22 protein-coding genes and 5 tRNA genes are annotated in these 26,083 nt (G+C 67.6%); 14 read left to right on the top strand and 13 right to left on the bottom strand.

Going from position 1 to position 26,083, the window contains the following annotated elements:
• The first annotated feature begins 37 nt into the window (after nucleotides 1–37).
• Together MC380_RS10640 and MC380_RS10635 are read left to right on the top strand one after the other, a co-directional pair.
• Entirely contained in the window at nucleotides 38–652 is a 615-nt protein-coding gene (locus tag MC380_RS10640) for a GNAT family N-acetyltransferase (protein WP_242164649.1), read from the top strand.
• Nucleotides 649–1,530, top strand: coding sequence for a carbon-nitrogen hydrolase family protein (locus MC380_RS10635; protein WP_242164647.1), 882 nt, complete (start codon nucleotides 649–651; stop codon nucleotides 1,528–1,530). The genes MC380_RS10640 and MC380_RS10635 overlap by 4 nt, the downstream gene beginning before the upstream one ends.
• 79 nt (nucleotides 1,531–1,609) lie before the next feature.
• Here MC380_RS10635 and MC380_RS10630 read toward each other — a convergent pair whose 3' ends face one another.
• The 13 genes from MC380_RS10630 to MC380_RS10570 all read right to left on the bottom strand — a co-directional run bounded on the left by MC380_RS10630 (nucleotide 1,610) and on the right by MC380_RS10570 (nucleotide 17,345).
• Nucleotides 1,610–4,405: a S8 family serine peptidase gene (locus MC380_RS10630; protein WP_242164645.1), complete on the bottom strand. Its 2,796-nt coding sequence runs from the start codon at nucleotides 4,403–4,405 to the stop codon at nucleotides 1,610–1,612.
• Nucleotides 4,406–4,521: 116 nt separating this feature from the next.
• On the bottom strand, nucleotides 4,522–5,070 hold the full coding sequence (locus MC380_RS10625; RefSeq protein ID WP_242103316.1) for a phosphatase PAP2 family protein: 549 nt from the start codon (nucleotides 5,068–5,070) through the stop codon (nucleotides 4,522–4,524).
• Nucleotides 5,048–6,199, bottom strand: a complete 1,152-nt coding sequence (locus MC380_RS10620) for a glycosyltransferase family 1 protein (RefSeq protein WP_242103318.1) — start codon at nucleotides 6,197–6,199, stop codon at nucleotides 5,048–5,050. The genes MC380_RS10625 and MC380_RS10620 overlap by 23 nt, the downstream gene beginning before the upstream one ends.
• 83 nt (nucleotides 6,200–6,282) lie before the next feature.
• Complete coding sequence (locus MC380_RS10615; protein ID WP_242103320.1) at nucleotides 6,283–6,987, bottom strand: M23 family metallopeptidase; 705 nt, start codon at nucleotides 6,985–6,987, stop codon at nucleotides 6,283–6,285.
• Between the two features lie 25 nt (nucleotides 6,988–7,012).
• Nucleotides 7,013–8,245 carry a L,D-transpeptidase gene (locus MC380_RS10610; RefSeq protein ID WP_242164644.1) on the bottom strand — a complete coding sequence of 411 codons (1,233 nt, stop codon included), beginning with the start codon at nucleotides 8,243–8,245 and terminating at the stop codon, nucleotides 7,013–7,015.
• 46 nt (nucleotides 8,246–8,291) lie between these two features.
• A complete protein-coding gene (locus MC380_RS10605) occupies nucleotides 8,292–8,957 on the bottom strand; it encodes a murein L,D-transpeptidase catalytic domain family protein (protein WP_242103375.1) in 666 nt (221 codons plus the stop codon).
• 197 nt (nucleotides 8,958–9,154) lie between these two features.
• Nucleotides 9,155–9,472, bottom strand: a complete 318-nt coding sequence (locus tag MC380_RS10600; protein ID WP_242103323.1) for a hypothetical protein — start codon at nucleotides 9,470–9,472, stop codon at nucleotides 9,155–9,157.
• A complete protein-coding gene (locus MC380_RS10595; protein ID WP_242103324.1) occupies nucleotides 9,469–9,669 on the bottom strand; it encodes a hypothetical protein in 201 nt (66 codons plus the stop codon). The genes MC380_RS10600 and MC380_RS10595 overlap by 4 nt, the downstream gene beginning before the upstream one ends.
• A 77-nt stretch (nucleotides 9,670–9,746) precedes the next feature.
• Nucleotides 9,747–11,288, bottom strand: coding sequence for an exopolyphosphatase (gene ppx, locus MC380_RS10590; RefSeq protein WP_242164642.1), 1,542 nt, complete (start codon nucleotides 11,286–11,288; stop codon nucleotides 9,747–9,749).
• Entirely contained in the window at nucleotides 11,285–13,375 is a 2,091-nt protein-coding gene (gene ppk1, locus MC380_RS10585; protein WP_242103326.1) for a polyphosphate kinase 1, read from the bottom strand. Before ppk1 ends, ppx begins: the two co-directional genes overlap by 4 nt.
• Nucleotides 13,372–14,706: a phosphate regulon sensor histidine kinase PhoR gene (gene phoR / locus MC380_RS10580; protein ID WP_242164890.1), complete on the bottom strand. Its 1,335-nt coding sequence runs from the start codon at nucleotides 14,704–14,706 to the stop codon at nucleotides 13,372–13,374. Before phoR ends, ppk1 begins: the two co-directional genes overlap by 4 nt.
• Before the next feature lie 106 nt (nucleotides 14,707–14,812).
• The gene (phoB, locus tag MC380_RS10575) at nucleotides 14,813–15,502 is read right to left on the bottom strand and encodes a phosphate regulon transcriptional regulator PhoB (RefSeq protein WP_242103327.1); all 690 of its coding nucleotides are present in this window, start codon (nucleotides 15,500–15,502) and stop codon (nucleotides 14,813–14,815) included.
• Nucleotides 15,503–15,698: 196 nt separating this feature from the next.
• Nucleotides 15,699–17,345, bottom strand: coding sequence for a M48 family metalloprotease (locus MC380_RS10570; protein WP_242103328.1), 1,647 nt, complete (start codon nucleotides 17,343–17,345; stop codon nucleotides 15,699–15,701).
• A 159-nt stretch (nucleotides 17,346–17,504) separates the two neighbouring features.
• Here MC380_RS10570 and grxC point away from each other — a divergent pair, with 159 nt between their 5' ends.
• From grxC to clpX, 12 genes are all read left to right on the top strand, one after another.
• Nucleotides 17,505–17,774 carry a glutaredoxin 3 gene (grxC, locus tag MC380_RS10565; protein ID WP_242103329.1) on the top strand — a complete coding sequence of 90 codons (270 nt, stop codon included), beginning with the start codon at nucleotides 17,505–17,507 and terminating at the stop codon, nucleotides 17,772–17,774.
• The gene (locus MC380_RS10560; RefSeq protein ID WP_242164638.1) at nucleotides 17,771–18,166 is read left to right on the top strand and encodes a carboxymuconolactone decarboxylase family protein; all 396 of its coding nucleotides are present in this window, start codon (nucleotides 17,771–17,773) and stop codon (nucleotides 18,164–18,166) included. The genes grxC and MC380_RS10560 overlap by 4 nt, the downstream gene beginning before the upstream one ends.
• Before the next feature lie 141 nt (nucleotides 18,167–18,307).
• Nucleotides 18,308–19,315, top strand: coding sequence for an isocitrate dehydrogenase (locus MC380_RS10555; RefSeq protein WP_242103331.1), 1,008 nt, complete (start codon nucleotides 18,308–18,310; stop codon nucleotides 19,313–19,315).
• 184 nt (nucleotides 19,316–19,499) lie between these two features.
• Complete coding sequence (locus tag MC380_RS10550) at nucleotides 19,500–21,140, top strand: hypothetical protein (RefSeq protein WP_242164636.1); 1,641 nt, start codon at nucleotides 19,500–19,502, stop codon at nucleotides 21,138–21,140.
• Between the two features lie 129 nt (nucleotides 21,141–21,269).
• A tRNA-Pro gene (locus MC380_RS10545) sits at nucleotides 21,270–21,346 on the top strand.
• Between the two features lie 53 nt (nucleotides 21,347–21,399).
• Nucleotides 21,400–21,476, top strand: a tRNA-Arg gene (locus MC380_RS10540).
• Nucleotides 21,477–21,500: 24 nt separating this feature from the next.
• Nucleotides 21,501–21,577 (top strand) — tRNA-His (locus MC380_RS10535).
• A 66-nt stretch (nucleotides 21,578–21,643) separates the two neighbouring features.
• Nucleotides 21,644–21,719: transfer RNA gene (locus tag MC380_RS10530), tRNA-Lys, on the top strand.
• A gap of 268 nt (nucleotides 21,720–21,987) precedes the next feature.
• Nucleotides 21,988–22,072, top strand: a tRNA-Leu gene (locus MC380_RS10525).
• Between the two features lie 472 nt (nucleotides 22,073–22,544).
• Nucleotides 22,545–23,882, top strand: a complete 1,338-nt coding sequence (gene tig / locus MC380_RS10520; protein ID WP_242103333.1) for a trigger factor — start codon at nucleotides 22,545–22,547, stop codon at nucleotides 23,880–23,882.
• A gap of 31 nt (nucleotides 23,883–23,913) precedes the next feature.
• The gene (clpP, locus tag MC380_RS10515; protein WP_242103334.1) at nucleotides 23,914–24,540 is read left to right on the top strand and encodes an ATP-dependent Clp endopeptidase proteolytic subunit ClpP; all 627 of its coding nucleotides are present in this window, start codon (nucleotides 23,914–23,916) and stop codon (nucleotides 24,538–24,540) included.
• Nucleotides 24,541–24,727: 187 nt separating this feature from the next.
• On the top strand, nucleotides 24,728–26,014 hold the full coding sequence (gene clpX, locus MC380_RS10510) for an ATP-dependent Clp protease ATP-binding subunit ClpX (protein ID WP_242103335.1): 1,287 nt from the start codon (nucleotides 24,728–24,730) through the stop codon (nucleotides 26,012–26,014).
• Nucleotides 26,015–26,083 lie beyond the last annotated feature (69 nt).

The following is a 26,083-nucleotide window of genomic DNA, read 5'->3' as shown; positions in this document are numbered from 1 at the left end:
TTCGGCACTGGCGGTGCCTGCGCCTAGAATCGCCGACATGGACGACAACGACATCGGCTTGCGTGTGCTCTCGGGCGCAGAAGTCGCACCCTACCTGGATGATGTCGCATGCCTGCGCATGAGCGTGTTCCGCGCATGGCCGTACCTGTACGACGGCGACATGGATTACGAGCGGCGCTACCTGGCGACCTATGGACGCTCGCCGGACAGTGTGTTCGTACTCGCCATGGCCGGCGGCGCGGTCGTAGGCGCTTCGACCGGCATTCCGCTGGCACACGAGACCGCGGAATTCCAGGCGCCGTTCCGGGATCGGGGCATCGACCCGGACCGGGTCTTCTATTGCGGCGAATCGGTGCTGCTGCCCGAGTGGCGCGGCCGCGGGATCGGCCATGCCTTCTTCGATCGGCGCGAGGCGCATGCGCACGCACTCGGGCGCTTCGACTGGACTGCATTCTGCGCGGTCGAACGCGACGCCGATGATCCGAGGCGGCCGGTCCAGCATCGCGGCAACGAAGCGTTCTGGCGCGGACGCGGCTACCAGCAGCAGCCGGGGATGACGATCGAACTCGACTGGGACGAAGTCGGCGTCGGGGCAACGGGCCATGCGCTCACGGTCTGGACGCGGCCATTGCGGGAGGCTGCCGGTTCGTGAAGGTCGCCGTTGCCAAGTACGCTGTCGGCGCCCCGGATCGCTTCGATGCCTTTGCACAGCGGCAGTCCGACCTGCTTCGGGTCGCGGCTGCGGAGGGTGCGTCGATCGCGGTCCTGCCTGAGTACCTGGCCCTGGAACTTGGCGCAGGCTTCGAACCGGATGTGCGCGCCGACCTGCACGCCTCGCTCGCCGCCCTGCAGCGTCATCACGCCGATTGGCTGTCGCTGTTCGGGGGGCTCGCGCGCGACACCGGAATGACGGTCGTCGCCGGCAGTTTCCTGCTGGACACCGGTGGCGGTCGCTATCGCAATCGCGCCTACGTGTTCGCGCCCGATGGGCGCCACGACTGGCAGGACAAGCTGCAGCTCACCGGCTTCGAACACAAGGCGGGCGTGATCGAGGGTGGCGACGCTCTGAAAGTGTTCGAAGCCGGCGGGCTGCGCTTCGGCATCTCGATCTGCTACGACGCGGAATTCCCGTTGCCGGTGCGCGCGCAGTGCGAGGCCGGCGCGCGGCTGATCCTGGTGCCCAGCTGCACCGATACCGCCGCCGGCGCGACCCGCGTGAGAGTGGGTTGCCTGGCGCGCGCGCTGGAAAACCGCTGCTTCGTGGCGCAGGCGGTGACCGCGGGCGAGGCCGCGTGGAGCCCGGCGCTGGACGTCAACACCGGCGAGGCCGCGCTGTACGCGCCGATGGACGTGGGTCTGCCGGACGATGGCGTCCTTGCAGTCACGAAGGGCAAACAGGCGTGGGCCATGGCGGAGCTGGATTTCGAGGCGCTCGAAGCCAGCAGGGCCGTGGCGCAGGTGGCGAACGACCGCGACTGGCCGGGGCAGGGCGCACCGCACATCGCGCACGCGCACGTAGTGCGCTTGTAGTCGCCACGCGGCAAGGTGCCGCCGCCGGAAAGAAGAGGCCCGGGCATTGCCCGGGCCTTTGCGGCACTTCGGCCGCTGCCTACTGTCCGTACACACCCACGTGCCGGCTCGCGGCGGCGGCGAATGCAGCGCGCGACACCGTGCGGCCCGGGTCGAAGTACGCATGCAATACCGGCTGTAGGTCGAACGGCCCCTGGGTCAGGGCGAAGCGCGCATCGATCAGGCCCAGGTCCAGGGCGAGCTGCACGTAGCCGCGCAGCGGGGCCGGGATCGATGCGGCGTCGTCGATCGGGATGCGCACACCGTCATGCAGCACGCTCACTCCGGCGTTGCTCGCCTTGGTGAGGCTGCTGTCCAGGGTATAGCTGGCGGCGGCGGTGGCGTAAGCCTTGATCTGGTAGGTATAGGTGCCTGCCCGGGTCACGGCGTAGCTCAGCGTCTCCGGGTTGCCGGTGGTCGCAGCGGACGCCACTGGATTGCCGTCCGGGTCCAGCAGCACCAGATCGATATCCTGCGCGGGCACGCCGCTGTCCCAGGTCAGCAGCGCCTGGATGCGGCTGACGTCGCTGCCAACCTGGATCGGGACCTGATGGGTCTGCATGCCGTCCACCGATACCCCGAACGCGCCGGAGTAACGCGTGGTCTGGATTCCGGTGGCCAGGGCCTGCGCCTGTGCTTGCAGTCCCAGGCTCTGCACCAGCGAATAGGCCAGGCTGACGCGGGTGACCACGTCGGTCGGGCGGAATGCGCCGTTGAGTCTGCCCATCACGGCATCCTGGCGATGGCTCAGGTCGCGTTGCGCGGCGCCGCGCGTGGCGACGGCTTCCGCGAACGGAAGCAACGGGTCCGAAGCGGAAACATCGGAGAAGCTCGACAGGCCCGATAGCGGCAATTGCTGGCGCACGCCCGATCCCATGGTCAGATAGTTGGCCATTTCGCCGCGGGTCAGCGCCTGGTCGGGACGAAAGTAGCCATCGCTGTAACTGTCCACAAGCCGGTTGGCCACGCCAAACTCGATGAACTGCCGTCCCGGATGGGTCGCGATGTCGCGCAGACCGCTGAACCCGTCGATGCGCAGCTGCTTGACGTTGACGTCGATGGTGCCGGGAACGCCATAGCCATTGGTGACCTTGGCCGGGTCCAGCGCCGCGCCCGAGACCGAACCGACGCCGCGCACGGTCAGCGTCCAGGTGCCGGGTACCCCGGGCGCGGTCACCGCGATGTTCTCGCCCAGTACCGGCAGCGCGATCGAGGAACCGTAGCGGTTGCCATTGGGATCGGTCAGCGAGATCGCCACCGTATTGTCGCCGACGTTGGCACGCGCGGCGACCACGGCGATGTCGTTGCCGACGGTGAACTGCTGCGATCCGGTGGGCCCGACCGGGCTGAAGTCGATGGCGTAGTCCTGGCTGCTGCCGATGGATACGTTGGCGTTGGCGTTAAACGTACGGTTGGCATTGACCGTCTTGCCGAAGCCGCCGTTGCCCAGCGCCTTCTGCACTGCGGCGTAAGCGTTGACGTAGCCGGCTCCGCTCTCCCAGGACTCGTTGCCGGGAATGTTGCTGGCGGTCTCCTGCAGGATCCGCTTGACCTCGCGCCAGGACATCGACGGGTTCGCTTCCAGCATCAGCGCGACGACGCCGGCGATATGAGGCGCCGCCATCGACGTGCCGGACATATGCGTGTACTGGGCGGCCAGCGCAGGCCCGAGCACTTCCACGTCGGTCTGTGCAGCGGTCTTGTCGATCGTGCCGAGCGAAGCGCGCGTCGAGACGATGTCCACGCCGGGCGCGGTCACCGTAGGCCGGTCGGCCCAGGTGTAGCTCTGGCCATCGATGACCACGGTGCCGCCCTTGCCGGCTTCCCCGCGCGAGGAAAAATCAGCCAGCCGTCCCTGCTTGTCGCCGGCCGCCACGGTCACCACCCACGGCGCCTTCTTGAAGTTGCCGGTGATGGTGCCTTCGCCGGAGCCGGCATTGCCGGCCGAGAACACCACCACCACTCCGCGGTCGGACAGCGCCTTGGTCGCGATGTTGGTGGGATCGTCGGGATCGAATTCGGTGCCGACGTCGCCGGTATTGCCGAATGAGTTGGACACCACACGGATGTTGTATTGCGCCTGGTGGGTGAGGGCGTAGTCGAAGCCGCCGACCGTATCCAGGACGAACAGCGCAGCGCCCGAGCCATATCCGATGATGCCGGCGCCGGGTGCCACGCCTTCGAAATCCAGACCCGAAGCGGCGCCGTTGCCGCCGATGATGCCGGCGCAGTGGGTACCGTGACCGCCGCCGATATCGGTGTTCGCCACACCCTCGATGTAGGTCACCGGCAGCAGGGTATCGACCGCATGCAGGTTGGTCTGCGCGGCCACGTTCTGCTTCACGTGCTGCGGGTATTTGAGATCGGGATGCAGTCCGTCCACGCCAGAGTCGTTGACCAGCACCCCGATGCCGCGGCCACTGACCGGAAGGCCGGCGATGCGGATGTTCTCGTCGGTGCGCAGCTTGTCCACGCCGGTCAGCGCGGTGGCTTCGCGGTTCTCGAAGGACAGCGGCGCGTTGTGCCAGACCGAACGCACCTCGGGCATCTGCAGCAGCGCCCGCACCTGGGCGGGAGTGGCGCGCACGCCGACGATCGGCAGCGCACGCATGCTGACACCCCGCAGCCCCAGCCCCGTCAGCGCCTGCATCTGCGAGGCGCTGGCCGGACCATCGCCGTGGAAGCTGACGATCACTTCCAGGGTTTCGCCGGCGGCGACTGCCGGCAGCAGACGTTCGAGCTGCAGATCGAGCTTCCTTGCTTCGGCAAACATGGGTGTGGCGAAGATCGCGGCCGCGAGCAGGCTGGCGCGCAGGACGTTCGAAGCGGAAGGCATGTGGTGAGCCCCTGGAATCGGCGCGGAGTGCGCACTGCGCAGCATCCGCAGCTCTGCCACGGCGCGCATCGGGGTGATCCCTCAACCGGCGCGGGGGGAAACCCCCGGACCCGGGGTCAGAATAGGGCGGCGTCCGGCACCAGCCAGAGCGATGTGCCGGCCAGCGTGCTGCCGATGACGGTGGCGGCCAGCACATCGCTGGGATAGTGCAGGCCCAGCACCACGCGCGAGGCAGCCACGCTGGCACTGAAGGGAATCAGCAGCCACGCGAGCATCGGGTAGTAGGCGAGTGCCACCAGGGTGAAAGCCACCGCGTGCAGCGTGTGCCCGGAAGGGAAGCTGAATTCGTCCAGCGGTGCGACCCAGGCCCGGATCCGCACGTCGCTGGCGAACGGACGCGGCCGTTTCGTCCAGCGCTTGAGCAGTTTGTACAGCAGCAGCGAGGCCAGACCCGTCGCCGCCATGTGCCCGGCCGCCTGCGGCCCGTTCGAGCCGCCAAGCGCGATCATGCCGAGCATCAGCGCATACCAGGCGACACCGTCGCCGAGCCGGCTGACCGCGGCGAAATAGCGCAGCACGCCGGCACGCGCGCACCAGCGGTTGGTCCGCAGGCACCAGCCCGCGTCGTGCAGGGCGATGCGCTCAGGCAAGGGCGGGTTGCGCATCGTGCTCGCTCCGCAGGCGGACGATCCGTTGCAGCAAGTCGTCGAAATCGGCCGAGACCTGCGCCGGGCGCAGCTTGCGCACGCCTTCGCGCGCCTCGACGCCCATGCTCCGGCGGGTCGCGTCGTCGCAACCCAGCCGGCAAACCGCGGCGACGAATGCCTCGTCATCGCTGCCCTCGATCGCGACGCCGTTGACGCCGTCGATCAGATGCTCCCTCGCCGCGCCATAGCGGAAGGCCACCGTCGCCACGCCGCTGGCCATGGCCTCGATGGTCACGTTGCCGAAGGTTTCCGAATGGCTCGGGAACACGAACAGGTCGGCGCTGGCGAAATGCGCAGCCAGATCCTCGTCGCGGCGCAGCCCGCAGTAGACGAAATCCGGATTCGCCCGCTGGATGCCCGCCAGTTCAGGGCCTTCACCGACCCAGACGAAGCGCGCATCGGGGCGTTGCTGCTGCAGCGCGCGGAAGGCGCGCACCGCCAATGGCAGGTTCTTCTCCGCTGCCACACGACCGAGATAGATCGCAGCCACACCGTCGGGCGCCACGCCCCATGCATCGCGCAATGCCTGGCTGCGGCGCGCCGGGTCGAAGCGCGTCGTATCGACTGCGCGCGGCAGGTGCACCACATCGCTGAACCGCTCGCCGTTGAGGAAATCGGCCAACTCGCAGGTCGGCACCAGGGTGGCGTCGGATGTGTTGTGGAAGCGGCGCATCCAGGCCAATGCGACCGGCTGCAGGAACCCGACGCCGTAATCATGCGTGTATTCGTCGAACCGGGTGTGGAAACCCGATGCGACGGGAATGCCCAGGCGCTGCGCGGTGCGCATCGCCGACCAGCCCAGCGGACCCTCGGTGGCGATGTAGATCGCGTCCGGACGGCGCCGCGTCCACAGCTTGCGCAGGGCACGGTGCGCTGGAAAACCAAAGCGCATGCCCGGATAGCGCGGGATCTGCGCGCTGGGCGTCAGCAGCTCATGCGGTGCAGCGACCTGGTCCGACGTCTGCCGCGGACGCACGACATCGACTTCGTGGCCGCGGTTGCGCAGACCCTGTTCCTTGGCCAGCACGGTGAGCGCAACGCCGTTGACTTCCGGCGGGTAGGTCTCGGTGACGATCGCATAGCGCATGCGCGGCTCCTCGTTTCGGGGAGCGTGCGCCGCGCGCATGAAGCGCCGATGTCAGAACCGTGTCGCCACGGTGACAGGGGCCGCTAGCCGCCCCGCAGCAGTGGATAGGGGTTGACCGGCGTCCCTTTCCACCACTGCTTCTCGGGCCCGAGCAGGAAGATGGCGAAATGCAGGTGTGGACCGTCCGGGCTGGCGTTGCCGGTGCTGCCGACGGTGCCGATCACGTCGCCGCGCCGCAGCTGCATGCCTTCGTGCAGGCCCGGCGCGTAGCTGTCCAGATGCGCGTAGTAGTAGGCGTAAGTGGCGGAGGGGTCGAACTGGTAGACGGTCAGGCCGCCTGCGTCGCTGGTGAACAGTTTTTCGACCTTTCCATCCACCGCGGCCACCACGGGAGTTCCGCGCGGGGCCATGATGTCGAGCGCTTCGTGGATGCGGGTGCCGCCGCGCGTCTGGTTGTAGGTGTCCCCGAGCTGTTCGGGACGGACGCCGCGGACCGGCATCAGCAGCGCGGTGCCTGGAGGCGTCGCGGACGGCGCTGCTACGGGTGGTGCGGAGCTCACGGGCGCCGCGGGCGGAGCAGGAGACGGGGTCGTCGGACCGTGCGGTTCGCCGCTCCGATCAGGTTCGAGCGGGGCTGCGACATTGCCGTCTGCCGAGGCCCGGACCGTACTGGTCGTCGCAACCGCCGGCGCACCCACGCCGCCGCGATCATGCCGCGTCATCAGGAAGTAGACGACGTTCGCGCCGACCAGAACGCCGGCAATGAACAGCAGCAGTCCCTTGAGCATGGCTCGCTCCCGTCTCCGTTCGCCGTCAGTCCTGCAGGGTCGCCGGCATGCCGGGAGAGACGACCCTGGCCAGCGCTTCCACGCTCCAATTGGTCATCCGGATGCAGCCGTTGGACTCGCTCTTGCCGATCTTGGCCGGCTCGGCCGTGCCGTGGATGCCGTAATGATCCTTGGACAGGTCGATCCAGGTCGTGCCCACCGGATTGTTGGGGCCTGCCGGAATTTCCGCCTTGCGGTCGGTCTTCTTGGTCCCGGCGATCAGCTTGGGGTCGAAATGCCAGACCGGGTCGCGGGCCACGCCGTTGATCTTCCACTCGCCGATCGGCAGCGGGAACTGCGCGCTGCCGGTGGTCACCGGAAACTGTCCCAGCACCTTGCCCGAATCATCCAGCAATTGCAGCGCCGAGAGCGATTTGCTCACGACCACCTTGGCCGGTTTGGGCAGATGCGCGGCGGCCGCGACATGCGGCACGGTGATGGTGGTTCCGGCCACGCTGAAGTCGACGTCCGGATTGAGCTTGTTCAGCAGCGCCGGGCTGGCATGGAACTTCTCGCCCAGCGCTTCCTCGACCGAGGAATACGGCAAGGCATCGAGTTGCGATTTCGCCATGGTGTCTGCCGGGATCTCCCGGAACGGCCCATCGACATCGTCCTGGGTCAGGGTGTACTCGACCAGGATCGGCGCGGTGTCGGCGTTGAGCCGCTCCCAGGTCGCGGCGTCGAGTTCGCCGGTCGCGGGCAGGTCGTGCGCCTTCTGGTAGGCGGCGACTGCGCGCGCCTGATTGCTGCCGACCGCGCCGTCGATCTCGCCCGGAGAAAAGAATGCGCGTTCCAGCAGCACCTGTGCGCGCAGTGGGCTGTCCTTGGCCAGGGTCGCATCGTCTTCCGCGGCCGTCGCCAACGCTGCCGGATCGATCACGACGTCGTCCTGCGACGGCTGCGTGACGGCGCCGACCGTGGGGTCTATCGCGGCCGGATCCGATGGAGCGACGGGCGGCGTGTCATCGGTGGCTTCGATCATGACCTTCGACAGATCAATGCCGGTGTCGGCGATGCCTTCGCCCACGGCGGCCGGCTGCGGGGCAGCTGCCGGCTGTGGCGAAACGGGAGCGGATGGCGGTGCCGGCTCGGTCCCGGCTGCGGATTGGGAAGCCGACGGCGTGGACTGGATGCAGGCGCTCAGGCCGGCGGTCAGCGCGAGCAGGGTCGCGAACGAGGTGGAACGTACCGGCAGCAGCATTGCCTTGGAAGATCGCATTGGGGTTCCCGATGGGATGTCAAATCGGGCGCGATCCTGCTGCGGCTCAACGTGCCGCAGCGTGAAGGGCACCTCCGCCGGCAGTAATGCGTTCATCCTGGCGACAGCCCAGGTAGCGCGAACCAGTCAGCCAGCGTTCGTCGGGGTAATAGGCGAACAGCATCTGCCCCTGCTTGAGCGAATCGATCACCTCGCGCGCCACCTGAGGCCGCAGCGCGGGGCAGCCGAGGCTGCGACCGAGCCTTCCCTGTGCGAGTGCCTTGAGCGGATCGACGTACCAGGCGCCATGCATCACGATCGCGCGCTGCCTGGCCAGGTCGTTGACGCCGGGTTCGAGGCCGTCCATGCGCAGCGAATAGCCGTTCTCGCCATCGTAGGTTTCGGCGGTGCGGAACAGGCCGATGCTCGATTGCAGGCTGCCTTCGACGTTGGAGAAACGCCGCGCGAGGTTGTCGCCGGTATTGCGGCCATGGGCGACGAATTCGCTGTACAGCAGGCGTTCCTGCGCCAGATCGAAGACCCACAGGCGTTGTTCGGTCGACGGACGCGAATAGTCGATCACGGCCAGCCGCCGGGCCATGGGCGCATCGCCGTGGGCGGCCGCGCACTGTTGCGCCTCCAGGGCCAGGCGAATCACCTTGGGATCGGCGACGCCCGCCAGCGTGGCGAGCTTGGTGGCGAGGTCGGGGGGCGCAACCGGAGGCGCGACCATAGGCGCGATGGTCGGTCTGGGGATCGGAGGAGGTGCGGTAGCCGTCTGCTGCGCCTGGCGCGGAACGCAGCCCTGGCTGAGCAGCAGTGCCGAAGCCAGGGCGGCAAACCTGAAAGGGCGCAGGGTCATCGCAGCAGGATACCGGGCGCCGCCCTCACATACCTGACTCACGGCGCACGCCCGTTACCGGGCTGCGTTCAAGGGGCGATCACTGTCCCCAGCACCCGCCGGGTTTCCTCTCCGTCCCGGCGCCCGAGCGCTTCGGCGGCCTCGGCCAGCCATTGCAGTGCCGCATCCGGGCCTGCGTCTTCGACCCGCCGCTGGTACTCGGGCAGCAGCGCGCGCAGGTCGTTCGCCAGCTGGTCGGCCCTGGCCTGGAAATGCCGCCGCATCACCCCTTCGCCGACATCGTCCAGCTCACCCGCCTCGCGCATCCGCGCGAGCTGGGCTTCGATGTCGCCCAGCACCGGCACCTGCGCTTCGGGCAGGTCCCCTTGCGGGGACGGCAGGATCACGAAGTGAAACCCCTGACGTAGCTGTTGAGGGCGGTCTGCGCGACCTCGGGCAAATCCACACCTTGCTGCTGCATGGTCTGGCCGATCATCTGGGTGCCGACGTCCACTGCCATGCGCATGAGTTCGCTGGTGCCGCCGGTGACGTAAGCGGCCGCGAGACGGGCCGCGATGTCGACGATATCGCCGATGCCGAACATGGGAAGCCTCCTGCCATTGGGACGCCTGCAGTTTCGCCGCTTGCAGGGGCCGGGCAAGCTGGGGCGGACCCTAGGGTTCAGGTCCCCACCGTCTGCAACCTGATCCCGAGTCCGGCCATGTCTTCGGGCTCGCCGAGCAGGTCGGCCCTGAGCAGGGGCCGGCCATCGAGCCAGCCCCGGGGCAGCCGGAGTTCCAGCGCGTTGCCGTCCGCGGTGAGCTGCAGCTCCGGCAATGGCGCATTTTCCTGCGAGCGGTTGAGCAGCACTGCCAGCCGCAGCAGGGCCGCGCAACGACGGGCGGCCGGAACCAGGCGGTCGGGCAGGGCGTCGAAGGCGGATTTGGGGATCCCGCGGCGATGCGTGCGCACCAGCGCCGCCAGGAACCGCTGGTCCTGCTGCGAGAAGCCGGCGATATCGGAGTTGGCCAGCACATAGGTGCCGTGCACGTGGTACTGGCTGTGGGCGATCGCCAGGCCCACCTCGTGCAGTCGCGCGGCCCAGGCCAGCATCTGACGCGCGTCCGCATCCAGCGACCAGGCGTCTACGACGCGATCGAACAGCCGCATCGCGGTCGCCAGCACCCGATTGGCCTGTGCGGCATCCACCCCGTAGCGCTGGGTGAGGGCGTGGACCGACGCCTCGCGCGGATCGTCGGCACCGCCGCGCCCGAGCATGTCGTAGAGCACGCCCTCGCGCAGCGCGGCTTTGCTCACCGCCATGCGCTCGATGCCGAGCACTTCGAACGCGGCTTCCAGCACCAGGACGCCACCGGCGATCACCGGCCGCCGGTCGTCGGACAGGTCCGGCAGGTCGATGCGGTCGATCTCGCCGGCCATCAGCATCCGGTCGCGTACCTGCAGCAGCGCCTCGGCGGTGATCGCGCCCTTGGTCAGCTTCATCGCGGCGCAGATCCCGCCGATGGCCTTGATCGTGCCTGAAGAGCCCAGCGCCTCGTTCCAGCCGACGCTGCGATAGCGGCGCGCGAACTGCTGGAATTCGGCTTCCACCTCGATCGACGCCTCCCTCCACTTCTTCCTGGTCAGTTTGCCGTTGCCGAAGAACCGGCGCGTGCTCGCCACGCAGCCGACCTGCAGGCTTTCGCGTTCGCGCGCATCGAAGCCGCTGCCGATGATGCACTCGGTGGAACCGCCGCCGATGTCGATCAGCAGCCGCGTCTGTCCGGGCTTGGGCGGCTGCGCATGGGCAACGCCCAGGTACACCAGACGCGCTTCCTCGCGACCGGACACTACTTCGATCGCGTGGCCCAGGGCGGTTTCCGCCGGCATCAGAAACGCCTGTGGCGAGGCCAGCGCGCGCACGGTGTTGGTGGCGACTGCGCGTACCCGCTGCGGCGGGATGTCGCCGATGCGCTGGCCGAAGCGCGACAGGCATTCCAGCGCACGCTGGCGGACCACCGGATCCAGTCCACCTTTGCCGTCCAGTCCCTCGGCCATGCGCACGGTTTCGCGTAGCCTGTCGACGATCCGCAGCTGCCCCAGCGTATGTCGCGCAACCACCATGTGGAAGCTGTTCGAACCCAGGTCGAGTGCGGCGAGCAGGTCGCCGTCGCTCAGCGCGGAGCCGACCGGTTCCGGGTCCTGGCGCGCGGCGTCGTTCATCCGCAGATGCCGGCCAGCAACGAGTGTTGCGCCGAATGCGGCGTGGTGCCCAGCTCGGCTGCGAGCTTGCGGTACACGCCGTCGGATCCAAGCTCCCAGGCGTTGAAGGTATCGGCCAGATAGTTGTCCAGCGCCTGCTCGCGCACGCGCCGCGCGAGTTCCGGGTCGAGGATGGGGAAGCAGGTTTCGACCCTGCGCAGCAGATTGCGCTCCAGCCAGTCGGCGCTGGCGCAGAACAGTTCGGGCTCGCCGCCATTGGCGAACCAGTACACGCGGCTGTGCTCGAGAAACCGCCCGACGATGGAGCGCACGCGGATGTTGTCGGACACGCCCGCGACGCCCGGACGCAGGGTGCACGCGCCGCGCACGATGAGCTCGATCGGCACGCCGGCCTGCGAGGCTGCGTACAGGGCGCGGACCACATGCGGTTCGTTGAGCGCGTTCATCTTCGCCACGATCCCCGACGGCCTGCCGGCGCGCGCATGGTCGGCCTCGCGCCCGATCCGTTCGAGCACGCCGGGCAGCAGGGTGAAAGGCGATTGCAGCAGGCGCTTGAGCCGGATCGCCGGCGCCAGGCCCGAGAGCTGCTGGAAGATCTGGTGGACGTCGCTGCCGATCTCCGGATCCGCGGTGATCAGGCCGATATCGGTATAGACGCGTGCCGTGCCGGAATGGTAGTTGCCGGTGCCCAGGTGCACGTAGCGGCGCAGCTTGCGGCCTTCGCGCCGTACCACCAGCAGCATCTTGGCGTGGGTCTTGTAGCCGACCACGCCATACACGACCTGGACGCCGGCATCCTGCAGCCGGTCGGCCAAGCCCAGATTGGCTTCCTCGTCGAAGCGCGCGCGCAGCTCCACCACCACGGTCACGTCCTTGCCGTTGCGCGCCGCCTGGATCAGGTGTTCGACGATGGCCGAATCCTTGCCCGTGCGGTACAGGGTCTGCTTGATGGCCAGGACGTTGGGATCCGCGGCGGCCTGCTTGATCAGTTCCAGTACCGGCGCGAACGAGTCGAATGGATGGTGCAGCAGCACGTCGCCGCCGGCCACCCGTTCGAAGATGCTTTCCGAGTCGCGCAGCTGCCGCGGCTGGAACGGCGGAAACTTCAGGTCCGGCCGCGCGACCAGGTCGTAGACCTGCACCACGCGACTGAGGTTGACCGGACCATTGATGCGGTAGACAGCATTTTCCGGCAGTTCGAAGTTGCGCAGCAGCGTGCCCACGATCGCATCCGGGCAGTCCTGCGCGATTTCCAGCCGCATCGCGCGCAGGTAGCCGCGCCCGACCAGTTCGTCGCGCAGGGCCAGCGCCAGGTTTTCGACTTCGTCCTCGTCCAGGATCAGTTCGGAATTGCGGGTCACACGGAACTGGTAGGCGCCCTTGACCTTCATGCCAGGAAACAGTTCGTCGACGAACGCCGATAGCACCGTGGACAGGAACACGAAGTCGTGGAACTGGTCGCCATCGCCGTCGGCATCGGGCAGGCGGATGATCCGCGGCAGCGAGCGCGGCGCGCGCACGATCGCCAGGTGCCCCTCGCGGCCGAACGCGTCGCGGCCTTCCACAACCACGACGATGTTGAGCGACTTGTTGAGGATCTTCGGGAACGGATGGGCCGGGTCCAGCCCCAGCGGCGAAAGCACCGGCAGGATCTCGTCGCGGAAATAGGTGCGCAGCCACGCGACCTGTTCCCGGGTCCATTGATCGCGCTGCAGCAGGCGGATGCCCTGCTCGGACATGGCCGGCCGCAGGACCTCGTTCCAGCAGGTGTACTGCGCATCCACCAGTTCGGCCGCGCGGTCGTGGATCCGCTTGAGCACGGTGACGGGCGACAGCCCGTCGGCAGGCAGCGGGGTGCCGAAGTCCTGCGCATGGCGGACGGTGGCGGCGCGGATCTCGAAGAACTCGTCCAGGTTGGTGCAGCTGATGCACAGATAGCGCAGGCGCTCGAGCAGCGGCATCGATGGATCCTGCGCCTGCGCCAGGACCCGGAAGTTGAAGTCGAGCTGCGACAGTTCCCGGTTGAAGTACAGGGAGGGGTCGGCGAGCGGGTCGCCATCGGCCGGGAATTCGGGCAGTGCGTTCATGCGGAGCGGACGATGGTGGTCGACATGGCGTCGCGGGCGTGTACCCGCTCGCCGCCGAAGTGGCAGGAGAACGTGCTGCCGCGCCCGACCTCGCTGCGGATCTGCAGCCGCGCCTGGTGCAGCTGCAGCACGTGCTTGACGATCGACAGGCCCAGCCCCGTTCCGCCGCTTTCGCGCGAGCGGCTGGTGGAGACCCGGTAGAAGCGCTCGGTGATCCGGGGCAGGTGCGCGGCGGGAATGCCATAGCCGCTGTCCTCGACCGCAAGCACCGCGCCGCCATCGTCGCCGCGCGCGAAGCGGATGACGATGCTGCCGCCCGCCGGTGTGTACCGGATCGCGTTGCTGACCAGGTTCGAAAACGCGCTGTGCAGCTCCTTCGTGGAGCCCCACAGATCGACCATGGCGCTGTCCTCGACCTTGACCTGGTGGCGTCCCTGGCTCAGCGCCTCGGCCTCGCGCCGCAGCGTGGCCAGCATGGGCGCCATCGCCACGTTCTCGTCGGGTAGTGCGTCCTGCGCCTCGAGCCGCGACAGGGTGAGCAGGTCTTCCACCAGCTGGGTCATGCGCTGGGACTGGCGGCGCATCTCCGCCAGCATCGGCGCCCATTCGGGCTGGTCATCCGGGTCGAGCATGTCGAGATAGCCATGCACCACGGTCAGCGGCGTACGCAGTTCGTGTGACACATTGGCGACGAAATCGCGACGCATCTGCTCCAGCCGCATCATCTTGGTCACATCGCGCGCCACCAGCAGCCACAGCTCGTCCGAATAGGGAATCAGCCGCAGATTGAGCCGCAGGTCCGGGTTGACCGGCGAGGCGACATCCTGCAGTGGTTCGGCGCTGCGGCCGCCACTGAGCCAATGGGCCATGGGCAGCGGTTGCAGGCGCGCGCCGAGCGCGGCGCCGATGTCCTGCGGGTAGCGCAGGCCCAGCAGCGGACCGGCGGCTTCGTTCAGCCACTGCACCCGCTGGCTGTTGCGCTCCACGACCACCACGGCATCCGGCAGCGCCGCGGCGGCTGCGCGGTAGGCGCGCAGCATCGCCACGAGGCGGCGCTTGCGGCTGCGCATTTCGCTCTGACCGCGATGCAGCAGGCGATCGAGTTCGTTCCAGATGCCGGTGCCCTGCGGCGGTGCCAGGCGTTGGCGCGCGGTCAGGCGCAGGAGCACGTTGCGCAACTTCCAGTAATGCCAGGCGACCACGCCGAGCGCGGCCAGCGTAAGCACCGGCCACGGCTGCCCGACGAGCAGACCGGCCGCCAGTGCGGCGGCCAGGATCAGCACCAGTTGGCCGAGTGTCTTGGTCCAGGCGGAGCGCGCGCGTGCGGGCATGGGGAGCAGTGTATTCAACTGGCTTGTCGTCCGTGATGTAGGCGACCGCCAGCGTGACTGCCCAACGTGACAGGAGGTCGAAGGCCCCCGGCCGGCCGCAGGGCAGTCAGGTGGCGGCGGAGAACCGGTAGCCGGCGCCGCGTACCGTCTGCACCATCGCATCGAGCCCGCTGGGCTCCAGCGTCTTGCGCAGGCGCCGGATGTGCACGTCGATGGTGCGCTCCTCCACGTACACGCTGCCGCCCCAGACGTGGTCGAGCAACTGCGCCCGGCTGTAGACGCGCTCGGGATGGGTCATGAAGAAGTGGAGCAGCCGGTATTCGGTCGGCCCGATCGCGACCGGTTCTCCATTGGCGTAGACGCGGTGCGCGGCACCGTCGATCCGCAGGACCCCGACGCTGACGCTTCCGTCCTCGTCGTCGTCCCTCGCGCGACGCATCACCGCGCGGATCCGGGCAAGCAATTCGCGCGCCGAGAACGGCTTGACCACGTAATCGTCCACGCCGGCTTCCAGCCCGCCGACGCGGTCGTTCTCCTCGCCGCGCGCGGTCAGCATGATGATCGGGATCTCACGGGTCAGCTCTTCGCGCCGCCAGCGCCGCGCCAGTTCCAGGCCGCTGGTGCCGGGCAGCATCCAGTCCAGCAGGATCAGGTCGGGGACCGCGTCGGCAATGGCTGCCTGGGCCTCGCGCGCGTCGCCGGCATGGGCCGGCTCGTAATCACCCTTGCGCAGGGCGAAGGCGACCATGTCGCGGATCGCGGGTTCATCGTCGACGATCAGGATTCGCTTCTGCATCGCTCCGGGCCATTCCAGCCGCGTTGGGGCGATTAGACGACAGTTTCATGACGCTTTCGTGACGCGTACGGGCCGGGGTCGCTGCGCGAGGCTTGGGCCGCCCATAGCGTCGTGCGGGTCAGGGACGCTGGTCGATGCGTAGGTGGGTAAGCCAGCGGCCGCCACGGCAGATCCAAGATCCGAGGCCAGCAGGGCCTCAATCGTCTTCGAGATCCTCGTCGCGGATCCCTTGCCGCCGCAGTTCCAGCACCGTGGGGGTGATCGCGGCGATCCGCGCATCGATGCGGGTGCGCGCGTAATAGTCCAGTTCGGGCCGCTTCTTGAGGGTATTGAGCTGGACCAGGGCCTGTTCCGGCCGGCCGTTGAGCACAGCGACTTCGGCGTAGGCCTCGCCCGCACGCACCGGGTCGCCCGCGATCTCGTTGACCCGGGCGAAGGTGGCCTGGAACACGGGATCGTCCGCGGATGTCGCCAGCAGCGGCCGCAGGATGGCTTGCGCCTTGCGGCCCGCCTCGGACGTATTGCGCTCTGCCAGGATGCTGGCCCAGGTCAGTGCCACCGCGCGGTTGTGGGGCATGCGATCGAGCAGGGCGCCCAGGCGCGCGTCGGCTGCAGCCGGCTTGCCCGCCCGCGCTTCGGCTTCGGCCATCGCCAGGCTCAGCCACAGGTCGTCCGGACGCGCCTGGAGCAGCGGTTCGAGGTCGGCCATGGCCGCGGCGCCATGCCCGTCGCGCAGCCGTGCCAGCGCCAGGCCGTAACGCTGCGGTTCGCCCAGCGCACCCCCGCGCCGCAGCTGTTCGTACTCGCGGATGGCGGCTTCCGGCGTGTTGGCACTGAGCACGCGCAGGCGCTCCTTGGCGAACGGGAACTGACCGCTGTCGCCGCGTCCGGTGACCGTGTCGATGCGCAGGCCCGACGGCAACAGCGGATTGCCGCTGCCGGGCGCGGCATTCGCGATGGCCACCGCGCTGCCGGGGCGTGGAACCCGCTCGCTGCTGGTGCCCCCCGGGGTGGACGTCGTGGCGACCATGCTGTCCTTGCCCAGCTGCGCGGCGCGCTCCTTGGCCTCGGCGATGCGGGTGGTGGTGATCGGGTGGGTCTGCAGATAATCGGGCGTGCGTTCGCGGTCGCCGCCGCGGTTGCTGCGGAACGCGTTCTGCATGTGCAGGAACATCGATGCCGCTGCGTTGGGGTCGTAACCGGCGCGATCCAGGGTGCGGATGCCGATGCGGTCCGCCTCCGATTCATTGGAGCGGGTGTAGTCGATCTGGCGCTGTGCCATCAGGCCCTGAGCGGAGGCCAGCGCCGCCATCGCCGCATCGTCGGAGGAATTTCCGCCCGCCGATTGCGCCAGGGCAATCGCCCCCAGCATCGCCAGCAGGATCGGGACACTGTCCTTCTGCGCACGCTCCACGGAACGCAGCACGTGCGCCTGGGTCACGTGCGCGATCTCGTGCGATAGCACCGAGGCCATTTCGCCCTCGTCCTCCGCGGCCAGGACCAGGCCGGCATTCATGCCGATATAGCCGCCCAGCGTGGCGAAGGCGTTGATCTGCCGGTCCTTGAGCCAGAAGAAAGTGAATGGCTGATCGGTCCGGTCGCTGCTGTTGGCCAGGCGGTTGCCGACCCCCTGCAGCCAGACGTTGAGCAGGGGATCGTCCAGGATGAAATCGTAATGGCGCAGCTGCGCCAGCATCATCTGCCCGTAGTCGCGCTGCTGCGCGGGGCCGAGCAGGGCGCGGGCCGACGAACCGATGTCGGGCAGGCGCGCGCCTTCCTGCGCACTGGCCAGGGTCGAGCCCAGACCGAAGCTCAGGACGGCGGCAAGCAGGGCGGTGCGCAAGGGAGTCCTCCGCGACGTGGGCGCGGCAGCATGGCGCCTGCCGCGGGTACTGGCGTGAATCGTGGGTGAAACGCTCCGGTGCCGGCACAGGGTGGAAAACCCCGCCTCGGCGCCGCATATTGACCGCGGAGCCGTAAACAAAGTTTCCAGGAGCCGGCATTGAGCGCCCCCGAAGTCACCATATACAGCACCGCGATCTGCCCCTATTGCGTAGCGGCCAAGAATTTCCTCAAAAGCAAGGGCCTGGACTGGACCGAGGTCCGCATCGACACCGACCCGGCCGAGCGTCAGCGCATGTACGAACGTGCCAGGCGCACCAGCGTGCCGCAGATCTTCATCGGCGACACCCACGTGGGCGGGTACGACGACATGATCGCCCTGCATCGCGCCGGCAAGCTGGAGCCGTTGCTGGCGGGAGAATCGGCTTGAGCGGCGACGGGGAAGGCGAGGCGGAGCGCGTCCGCCAGTTCACCGAATTCCGCAAGCGCATGAACGAGCGCATCCTGGCCGAACCCAACCAGGTCGTGAGGCGCTTCTTCGCGCTTGACACCCAGACCTACCAGGCCGGCGCGCTGGACGTGAAGACCAAGGAGCTGCTGGGGCTGGTCGCCTCGCTGGTGCTGCGCTGCGACGATTGCATCAGCTACCACGTGGCCCAGTGCCGGGAGGCGGGGGTGAACCGCGAGGAGATGTTCGAGGTGTTCTCGGTGGGTCTGGTGGTGGGTGGCAGCATCGTCATCCCGCACCTGCGCCGTGCGGTGGATTTCCTCGACCAGCTGGAGCAGGGCGACGTCGCTGGCGCGCCGCCGCACGAACACTAGAAAGAAAGACCACTCGGATCATCCGGAGCCCGCGAACACTGCGGCTCCGCGGCTGGGTCTGGCCGCCTCCGGCATAATGGCGCCCTTCGTCATGCGCGCGGTTGCCTCGCGACCGCCCAGCGCCCCAGCCTGAGACCCCCAATGACCCAGACCATCACCGTGATCCGCGGCGACGGCATCGGCCCGGAAATCATGGATGCCGCCCTGTATGTGCTCGATGCCATGCATCTGGGCCTGCAATACGAAGACGCGGACGCGGGCCTCGTCGCCCTGGAAAAGCATGGTGAACTGCTGCCCGCCGCCACGCTGGAATCGATCTCCCGCAACAAGATCGCGCTCAAGAGCCCGCTGACCACGCCGGTCGGCGAAGGCTTCAGCTCGATCAACGTCGAATTGCGCAAACGCTTCGACCTGTACGCCAACGTGCGCCCGGCCAAGTCGTTCCCGAATACGAAATCGCGCTTCCCGACCGGCGTCGATCTGATCACGGTGCGCGAGAACACCGAGGGCGCCTACATCGGCGAAGGCCAGCAGGTCACCGAGGACGGCGCCACCGCGACACTGGTGCAGAAGATCACCCGCAAGGGCTCCGAGCGCATCGTCCGCTACGCCTTCGACCTGGCCCGCCGCACCGGCAGGAAAAAGGTCACCGTGGTCCACAAGGCCAACATCCTCAAATCGACCTCCGGCCTGTTCCTTAAGGTCGCGCGCGAGGTGGCCGCGCAGTACCCAGAGATCGAATGCAACGAGATGATCGTCGACAACACCTGCATGCAGCTGGTGATGAAGCCCGAGCAGTTCGACATCATCGTGACCACCAACCTGTTCGGCGACATCATCTCCGACCTGTGTGCGGGCCTGGTCGGTGGGCTGGGCCTGGCGCCGGGGGCCAACATCGGTGCCGATACGGCGATCTTCGAAGCCGTGCATGGCTCGGCACCGGATATCGCCGGCAAGGGCATCGCCAATCCCTGCGCGCTGCTGCTCGCGGCCGGACAGATGCTCGACCATATCGGCCAGCCCGGGAAGGCCAGCAGGCTGCGCGAGGCGATCGTCGCCACGCTCGAAGCAAAGGATTCGCTGACCCCCGATCTGGGCGGCAGCGGCACCACCATGTCTTTCGCGAAGGCGATTGCCTCGCGCGTGTGACGTCCGGGCAGGCTGCGGCGGCGGGCCCGGGTGGCGCTATGGCGGGTGCGGCAGGCGAGTTTCAGGCCAACGCGTAGCTGGTGAGGTGAAGCCGTGGCCTCACCTGCGCTGAAACGGCGTGCTAGGGTGTAAGCCGACACCGGAAGGAGGCCGGCGTTCTCCGTCCCCCCTCGGAGCTCGCACCGTGCGACGCAACTGGTTCCGTTTCTCTGCCTTGCTTGCGCTTGCCGCAATGCTTCCCGCCACGTCCATTGCCGCGACCTATACGGTCGGGCCTTCGGGGCGGCAATACACGCAGCTCGCCACCCTGTTCAACAGCGTCAACCTGGCCCCCGGCGACATCGTGCTGGTCGACGGCAGCGCTTCCTATAGCGGCAATATCATCGTCGGCGACGACGACAGCGGGCTCAGCGGCAATCCGGTGACGGTCCGCTGGCGCCGCACCACCGGCCAAACCCGCCCGGTGTTGCGCGGCGGCACCAATACGATCAAGTTCGAACAGTCCAACTTCGTGGTCTTCGAGGGCTTCGAAGTCACCGGCGGCAGTTTCACCTGCATCTTCAGCGAATCGCACGGCCTGGTCGTGCGCGACAGCGTGATCCACGACTGTCCATCGCACGGTGTGCTCGCCGCCGATCAGAATTCGGGTTCGCTTACCTTCGAATACAACGAGGTCTACCGCGCGGGCTCAGGCACGTCGCGGCACTCGATGTACATCCAGTCCGACGAAGTGGCCTTCCCCGGCGCGGTCTTCCGCATGCAGTTCAACTACGTGCACCACGGCAACGGTGGCATCCTGATGCGCACCCGCCACGAGCGCAGCGAGATCTACTACAACTGGTTCGAGGCATCGACCAACGAGGAAGTCGAATTCGTCGGGCCGGACTGTCACGCCCAGAAGCCGGGTTGGACACCGGAGCTGCGGCGCGAGGACACCGACTTTGTCGGCAATGTGGTGGTGCATACCTCCACCTGGCGCGATGCGATCCGCGCCGGCGGAGATCTCGACGGCCGCAGCCAGGGGCGGGTGAGGCTGGTGAACAACACGGTGCTGTTCCCGCGCGCGGGCACCGCGGTCGGGGTCCGGGTGCTGCTGGGGGTGGGCAGCGTCGAGGCGCACAACAACGTGTTCCATCAGACCACCAGCGGCGCGCCGATCATCCTGGAAGAGGAAAACCAGCCGGCGACGCCGTTCTGCGCCCCGTTCGGCACCTCGCCCTGGGCGAACGGACGCAAGGTGGCCGGCAGCAACAACTGGGTGAAAGCCGGGTCCACATTCGTGCCCAGCGAATGGAGCGGCACGCGTTCGGGGGCGGATCCGCTGCTCGCCAGCGTCGCCTCGCGGTCGCTGCGACCGGTCGCCGGGAGTGGGTTGATCGACGCGGGCAACGCCCAACCGGTCACGCCCTCCGCCTTCCCGTTCCCGAGGCCACTGTTGCTGCCGGGTTATGACCCTCCCGCGCACGCGAAACTGGCTCTTGGAGGGCGGAAGACGCGAACGACCGTGGGCGCGCGCATCGACATCGGCGCGCTTGAACAAGCCGGATCGTCCGCTCCGATCCCGCGCAACGGATCGCGACCATTGCTGCCGCCGCGACCCGCGCAGACCGTTTTGACCGGCGAATCGATGCCGTCTGCAGCAGCGGTGTTGCCGGATCAAACCGCACCTCGCGGCGGCGCGGCAACCTGGACGACGGTCGGTGTGCAGGTCCTGGTCCAATGGTGGCGGGACCCCAACTGGTGGACGCCCCATGCATGGTTGCAACCTTTCCCGTTTGGCAGCGCCCTGACGCTGTGGCTGAGGGGTGCCGCGCTCCTGGCGTGACACTTATCGGAGCGGAGACTTCAGGGCCGGTGCGTCGCGCCTGAGGATGGCCGGTTTGACAGCATTCGGGCCGCTTTACGACAATGGGCGTCCTTTCGCAGCGCTGGCGCGCCTCGGGAGCCCGGACATCGGGGTATAGCGCAGTCTGGTAGCGCGCCTGCTTTGGGAGCAGGATGTCGGGGGTTCGAATCCCTCTACCCCGACCACCCGGTACGGTCTCTGCGTCTCCTTAGGACTTCGATGCGACAATTCCGGCCGGGCGCCCGTAGCTCAACCGGATAGAGCACCGGCCTTCTAAGCCGGTGGTTGCAGGTTCGAGTCCTGCCGGGCGCGCCAAGGCTTCGTGAAACAGCTTCAATGGTGGCTGTAGCTCAGTTGGTTAGAGTCCTGGATTGTGATTCCAGATGTCGGGGGTTCGAGTCCCCTCAGCCACCCCATTTTCGCCGCCCGCCCGGGGCCGCGGCTGGCGCAGCACCAAGCGCATTTGTTAGACTTCCCGTTTCGGGCCGTTAGCTCAGTTGGTAGAGCAGTTGACTCTTAATCAATAGGTCCAAGGTTCGAATCCTTGACGGCCCACCAGATCCCGATACGCCCGGCATGCCGGGCGTTTTCTTTGGTCAAAGACAGGGGGAGGCAGCGGGCGCGCTGCGGCGCGTTCAGGCCAGTCGCTGACGGATGCGGACGCGGCGCGGTTCGAATCCTTGACGGCCCACCAGATCCCGATACGCCCGGCATGCCGGGCGTTTTCTTTGGTCAAGAGCAGGCGAAAGGGCAGTGGGCGCGCTGCGGCGCGTTCAGCTCGGTCGCAGGGACTGGGCGGCTGGCTCGCCGTAGAATCTCGCATCGAGCGAAAGTGGCGGAATTGGTAGACGCCCTGGATTTAGGTTCCAGTGCCGCAAGGCGTGGGGGTTCGAGTCCCCCCTTTCGCACCAGGCCGCGATCAACCTGCGGCCTGCTTGAAGCAACAGCGAGCCCTAGCGAGGGAGGAATTGCGCCTGCGAAAGCTTGGCCCTTCCCACGCCAGGCTCCCAGCGCGCTGCGGCGCGTTGTGCGATTTCGCATCCGACCCCGCTCGCGGCGCGGTTCCAGTGCCGCAAGGCGTGGGGGTTCGAGTCCCCCCTTTCGCACCAGGCCGCGATCAACCTGCGGCCTGCTTGAAGCAACAGCGAGCCCTAGCGAGGGAGGAATTGCACCTGCGAAAGCTTGGCCCTTCCCAGGCAAGGCTCCCGGCGCGCTGCGGCGCGTCCAAGTCCCGTTGTAGCCCCTTGCCTCGCGGCGCCCCTCGCCGCGCCTCGCAAAATCCGCCAAACTATTCCGTTCTGCCGGCCGTCCTCGGGTGGTTCGGCAGCCAGCCATTGAATTCGTCTTTCCCCGCGGATAGCGCCCGCGGCTGCAGGAGTGGGTATGTCAGCTTCAGATTCACGGGTATCGGTCGAGTCCACCGGCAACCTCGAGCGCAAGGTCACGTTCCGCCTGCCTGCCGAGGAGCTGGAAACCCAGGTCGGCGGCCGTCTGAAGGAGATGGCGCGGACCGCCCGGATCAAGGGATTCCGCCCGGGCAAGGTGCCGGCGAAAGTCATTCAGCAGCGTTACGGCTCGCAGGTGCGCGCCGAGATCCTCGACGGGATGCTGCGCCGCGGCTTCGACCAGGCCATTCGCGACAACGAGCTGCGCGTGGCCGGCAATCCGCAAATCGCGCCCAGCGCCGACACGTCCGAGGGAGAACTCGCCTACACCGCCACCTTCGAGGTCGTGCCCGAGTTCGGCGAGCTCGATGTCGGGCAGCTGCAGGTCGTGCGCCATAACGCAGAGGTGGCCGAGGACGACATCGACCGCATGATCGAAAACCTGCGCCTGCAGCGCCGCAGCTGGTCCGCGGTCACGCGTCCGGCGCAGGAAGGCGATGCGGTGGACGTGGAGACCTGGTCGCTGGTTCCGGGCGATACCAGCGAGGAGCGCCTGCCGGCCGAAGGCGCGGAGAAGGGCGTCGCCGTGATCGGCAGCGGGGCGATGTTCCCGGTGCTGGAAGCGGCCCTGGTGGGCATGAAGGCGGGCGAGGAGAAGACCGTCGATGTCGACTTTCCCGCCGACTACCGGGTGCCGCAGCTGGCCGGGCGCAAGGCGCAGGTGCACCTGAAGGCCGAGCAGGTGTCCGAGCCGGTCCTGCCGGAAGTCGATGACGCGTTCATCAAGAGCTTCGGCGTGAAGAGCGGCGAACTGGACCAGTTCCGCAGCGACATCCGCACCAATCTGGAACGCGAGCTCAAGGGCGCGCTGATGAACCGCCTCCGTCGCGAGGTCGGCGAGCAGCTCGTGACCACCTACGGCGCCACCGAACTACCGCCGCGGATGGTGGAAGGCGAGGCGCGCCTGATGGCCGGGCAGGCGCTCGAGCAGGCCCGCCGTCAGGGCGCGCAGGGCCTGCAGCTGCCGCCCGATGCGCACCTGCAGTTCATGGAGCCGGCGCGCAAGCGTGTGCTGCTGGGGCTGCTGGTCGGGGAGATTGCGCGCCGCAACCAGCTGCGCCTGGATCCGCGCCGGGTGGATGAGACCATGCGCCTGATCGCTTCCACCTATGAGGAGCCGGAACAGGTCATTGAGTTGTACCGTAACGATCCCCAACTGATGTCGGGACTGCAGAACCGGGTGATGGAGGAGCAGGTGATCGACTGGATCGCCGAGCGCGCCCAACACACGGACCAGACCTTGACCTTCCAGGAAGCCATCACCCCGCAAGGGTGAGCCGTCCTCCGCAACGGGAACTCCATACCGCATGAGCATCCAGCCCCGCGCCCTCAATCTCGTTCCGATGGTGGTCGAGCAGACCAGCCGCGGCGAGCGTGCGTACGACATCTATTCGCGCCTGCTCAAGGAACGGGTGATCTTCCTGGTGGGCGGGGTGGACGACCATGTCGCCAATGTCATCGTGGCGCAGATGCTGTTCCTGGAGGCGGAAAACCCCGAGAAGGACATCAGCCTGTACATCAATTCCCCAGGCGGCATCGTCACCGCCGGCATGGCGATCTACGACACCATGCAGTTCATCAAGCCCGACGTGAGCACCATCTGCGTCGGACAGGCCGCCAGCATGGGCGCGGTGCTGCTGGCGGCAGGCGCGCCGGGCAAGCGCTACGCGCTGCCCAATTCCAGGGTCATGATTCATCAGCCGCTGGGCGGAGCCCAGGGCCAGGCCACCGACATCGACATCCAGGCGCGCGAAATCCTGGCCATGCGCCAGCGCCTGAACGAAATCCTGGCCAATCACACCGGCCAGCCGATCGAGACCATCGCCCGCGACACCGACCGCGACAACTTCAAGAGCGCTGAAGCCGCGCGCGACTACGGTCTGGTCGACCAGGTCCTGGAACGGCGCCCCGAAGAATCGATCCAGCCGGCCTGAGCGAGGACGCTTCGATTTCGGGCCAATCGCCGGGATCGCGCCCGTTCCCGGGGCGCCCCATGGGCCCGGAAGCTGCGATCGCGCCTGCCTTCCCCCAGCCCGGGCCCTCCCCGGAAAAGCCTGCTATCCTCGGGCCGCAACCGCTTTCACCTCCGCGCAACATCCGACAGCAATTGGTACCAGTGGCATGACCGAAGACAGACAGGGCCGTTCCGGCGACAGCAACAAGATCCTGTACTGCTCCTTCTGCGGGAAGAGCCAGCACGAGGTCCGCAAGCTGATCGCGGGCCCGAGCGTGTTCATCTGCGACGAGTGCGTGGAGCTGTGCAACGACATCATCCGCGAGGAACTCGAGGAGAAGTCGCAGTCGGCCCGCAGCAGCCTGCCCAAGCCCAAGGAAATCCTCGAGGTCCTGGACCAGTACGTCATCGGCCAGCAGCGCGCCAAGAAGACGCTCGCGGTCGCGGTGTACAACCACTACAAGCGGATCGAGAGCCGACAGAAGAGCGACGATGTCGAGCTGGCCAAGTCGAACATCCTGCTGGTCGGACCGACTGGTTCGGGCAAGACCCTGCTCGCCGAGACGCTGGCGCGCCTGCTCAACGTGCCGTTCACCATGGCCGATGCCACCACGCTCACCGAAGCCGGCTACGTCGGCGAGGACGTGGAGAACATCATCCAGAAACTTCTGCAGAAGTGCGACTACGATGTCGAGAAGGCGCAGCAGGGCATCGTCTACATCGACGAGATCGACAAGATCTCGCGCAAGAGCGAAAACCCGTCGATCACCCGCGACGTGTCCGGCGAAGGCGTGCAGCAGGCGCTGCTGAAGCTGATCGAAGGCACCATCGCCAGCGTGCCGCCGCAGGGCGGGCGCAAGCATCCCCAGCAGGAATTCCTGCAGGTCGACACCCGCAATATCCTGTTCATCGTCGGCGGCGCGTTCGCAGGGCTCGACAAGATCATCCAGCAGCGCAGCACCGATGCCAGCGGCATCGGTTTCGGCGCCAAGCTCAAGAGCAGCGAGCGCAAGACCGAGATCGGCAAGGTGCTGGCGGAAGTCGAGCCCGAGGATCTGATCAAGTTCGGGCTGATCCCTGAGTTCGTCGGCCGCCTGCCGGTGGTCGCCACGCTGGAGGAGCTCGACGAGGCGGCGCTGGTCAAGATCCTCACCGAGCCGAAGAACGCGATCAGCAAGCAGTTCCGCAAGCTGTTCGAGATGGAAGGCGTCGAACTGGAGATCCGGCCCGACGCGCTGGTCGCGATCGCCAAGCGTGCACTCAAGCGCAAGACCGGCGCGCGCGGCCTGCGCACGATCGTCGAATCGGTGCTGCTCGACACCATGTACGACCTGCCGTCGCTGGAAAACGTCAGCAAGGTCGTGGTGGACGAATCGGTGATCGAGCACAAGACCGAGCCGTACCTGATCTACGAAACGCCGGCGCCCGCGCCCAAGGTCGCCTCGGCCGAATAAGGCCCGCGAGCGCGTGCTGCGCGCCCTGACACGGCTTTGCGGCGGGCCATGTTCCTGCGCGGGATTATT

This window comes from Lysobacter sp. M15 (genome assembly GCF_022662515.1).
Taxonomy (GTDB): domain Bacteria; phylum Pseudomonadota; class Gammaproteobacteria; order Xanthomonadales; family Xanthomonadaceae; genus JAKPBU01.
Note: the sequence above shows the minus strand (reverse complement) of the source record. Positions and strands in the feature narration are given on the sequence as shown.